General features: G+C 68.6%; 2 protein-coding genes. Both read right to left on the bottom strand.

Going from position 1 to position 1,884, the window contains the following annotated elements; all coding sequences use genetic code 11:
- Positions 1 to 1,139, bottom strand: a 1,139-nt coding sequence (locus DPV74_RS41095; protein ID WP_119339270.1) for a DUF748 domain-containing protein, incomplete at its 3' end; no start/stop codon positions are given.
- A gap of 147 nt (positions 1,140 to 1,286) precedes the next feature.
- Positions 1,287 to 1,884, bottom strand: a 598-nt coding sequence (locus DPV74_RS41090; RefSeq protein WP_119339269.1) for a DUF1214 domain-containing protein, incomplete at its 5' end; no start/stop codon positions are given.

Genomic DNA, 1,884 nt, shown 5'->3' with positions numbered 1-1,884 from the left:
ACCGCAGCCGCAGAAGCGGCCGCGGCGCCCGGCGCCGCCGGCTTGCCCGCGGCGGCGTTCGATGCGGCTGCCGGCTGCGCGGCGAGCTTCTCGACGTTCAGCACGCCCTGCTTGTCGCGCGACAGGTCGACCACCGGCTGGTCGATCCGGATCTCGTCGAAGTGCAACGCGTTGCGCAGCGGCTCGAGGCTGGCCGCCGCGACATGCACGCCGCGCGCGGCGAACAGCGGCGCGGACGCGCGGTCCGTCACCTTCGCGTCGTTCAGGTCGACGGTGCCCGATACGCGCAGCGCGGGCGTCTCGCCGCTCATCACGAAATTGACCTTGAGGTCGCTGCTCAGCAGGCCGCTCGTCACGGCCACCGGCAGCTTCGCGGGCACGTACGAGATCAGCTTCGGCACGTCGAGGCCGTCGAATTTCAGCGCGATCTCCGATTCGCGCGACTGCGCGAACGGCTTGGTCTTGCCGTCGATCGCAATCGGGCTGCCGTCGAAGCGCGCGCGCAGCTTCGGCTCGACGAAGATGTCGGTCTTCGATGCCAGCGTCGCGATATACGGAATGCCGAGCGTCCAGTTGTCGACGACGTGCTTTTCGTTCAGCAGGCGGTCGTCGAAATCGATCCGGCCGTTGTTGACCTGGATGTTCGACACCGAGAACTGCGTCGGCTTGCTTTCCGGTTTGGGCGACGGCGTCGAGAATTTCTCGATCAGGTCGGTGAAATTGAAGCGCTGCGCATCGTAGCGGACGATATGGAAGCGCGGCGAGTCGAGGCGGACTTCATTGACGATCGGCGCACCGCGGAACAGCGACGACCACGACGGCCGCACGACGAGCTTCGCGATGTCGATGAAGTCGCCCTGCCCACCCTTGTCGCCGAGATGGATGCCGTCGGCCTCGAGGTTCAGCGTGTACGGGTTCAGCGCGATGCGCCGGATCGTGGCGGGGCGGTCGAGCTGCTGGCTCAGTTGCTGTTCGGCGATATGGCGGATCAGCGGCGGCGCCGCGAAGAACCCGAGCAGTCCGAATAAAACGAGGAAGATCAGCAGGCCGAGGCCGATGCGCCGGGTGCGGCGCGAGCGTGCAACGCCACCGAGGGCATGGAGGGTCGAGGATACGGTTTCTTTGTCTGCGCTTGCCATGCTTGAATGCCTCGGGATGGGATGCCGGCCGTACCGGAGAACCGGTCGGCCGCGCACGCTATCCCGAAAGTATAGGCTCAGGAGGTGACGGTACGGGGTTCGGGCGCCGTCGCGCCCGCCGGTCGGACAACGCCGCCGGTCATCCGTTCATTTCCGGACGACGACGGGCGGCATCCACGACCCGTCGCTCGCCTGCGGCTTCGGTGCGTACAGGCGCAACGCGAGTGCGAAATCGGCGCGCGGCGCCGGCAGCCAGTTGCCCGCATGCGTGCCGCCCGGCGACGCCGACACGACGATGTCGATCGACCCGTCGTGATTGCGGCGCAGGCGGTCGCGATCGCCGAGCGAGCGACGCGCCGACCCGACGTCGGGCAGCGCGCCGTTCGTCGCATACGGCGTGAGCGTCCAGAACGCGCGAACCGGCGGCAGCGCGCCCGGCGCGAAATGCAGCACGTAGCGGTTCGCTCCGTTCAACTGATGGCCGTCGCTGTCGACACGCACGACCGCGAGCGTTTCGTCGTCGCGCGTCGCGGTGCCGAACTGCGTGTAGGCCGCGTACGCGCGCAACGTGTAGTCCTGGCCGTACTTGCCGGCCGTATCGCCGATCCAGCTCCAGCCGTTCGCGTTCAGCAGGTTCGACGGCGGGGTCGCGAGCCGCGCGCGCGCCTCGGCGACGCCGGCCGTCGCGGCCGCGAGGCGGTCGCCCGTCCACAGCACCGGGTAGCCGGCCGACACGCCGATGTCG

Source organism: Burkholderia sp. HAN2018 (assembly GCF_024704855.1).
Lineage (GTDB): Bacteria > Pseudomonadota > Gammaproteobacteria > Burkholderiales > Burkholderiaceae > Burkholderia > Burkholderia cepacia.
Note: the sequence above shows the minus strand (reverse complement) of the source record. Positions and strands in the feature narration are given on the sequence as shown.